Here is a 1,006-nt window from a genome sequence, read left to right on the forward strand (position 1 = left end):
GGAACAGCAACAGACAGCCGCTATAGGTAAGGCTGATCCGTTCCGACCGGGGTCCCAGAGCAGAGCAAACTCACAGGAGGTTTTCACGGAAACTTGGGAGAGCCTAACGTCTCCACTCGAAACCACCGGAGTCAGGGACAACCGGTAGACCAAAGGTCCAGGCCATTCATCCCGCCGTTGCCGGATGGAGGGCGATAAGAAACCGGCAACGGCGATGTGGTATCCAAGCCGAGGGAAACCGAAGGCAAGGAGACGGACGAAGGCAGTCTTAGCACCTTCATAGTACCGCCGAAGGATGGGGAATTGGCTCCACGAGACCCATCTGTCAGGGAAGGGGGGTGCCTGTTTGTGGACGTGTAACTCAGAAACATAACATGAACCAGAGTCATTGACTAATATGTCAACAGTAGACTTACACATAGCGGAAAGGGCGAGGGCATATCCCGATGAACCCTTGACGAACCTGCACGGTTTTATTGATCTTGCGATGCTGAACCAGTGTTTGGATGCCCTGAATAAAAAAGGGGCACCCGGAGTAGACGGGCAAAGCTGGAGCGAGTACAATGAACAGCGGGATGAACGGTTGCCAGAGCTGCTTACGCAGTTCAAAAGCGGGCGATACCGTGCCCCGGCGATTCGGCGCACATACATTCCTAAAGGGGATGGCAAACAGCGTCCGCTGGGCCTGCCGACGGTTGAAGATAAGGTGCTGCAGATGGCAGTTACCAACGTCCTCACCCCGGTGTACGAACAGCTGTTCTACCCGAACTCGTACGGGTTTCGTCCGGGTAAATCGCAGCATCAGGCCCTGGAGATGCTCTTTAAAGAAGTGAGTTTTAACGGCAAATACTACATCATTGATGCAGACATGGCCAACTACTTCGGGAGCATTGACCACGGGAAGTTGCGGGAGATACTCGACCTGCGGATAAAAGACGGTGTGATTCGCCGGATGATAGATAAGTGGCTTAAAGCCGGTGTGCTGGAAGGCGGGAGGTTGTCCTAC

At 54.1% G+C, this 1,006-nt stretch carries 1 protein-coding gene; it reads left to right on the forward strand.

Going from position 1 to position 1,006, the window contains the following annotated elements; genetic code table 11:
* Positions 1-397 precede the first annotated feature (397 nt).
* A partial coding sequence (locus AABW11_RS19985) for a reverse transcriptase domain-containing protein (protein ID WP_340107099.1) occupies positions 398-1,006 on the forward strand: 609 nt, incomplete at its 3' end.

The organism is Rhodohalobacter sp. 8-1 (assembly GCF_038150125.1).
In the GTDB taxonomy this organism is placed as follows: domain Bacteria; phylum Bacteroidota; class Rhodothermia; order Balneolales; family Balneolaceae; genus SW132.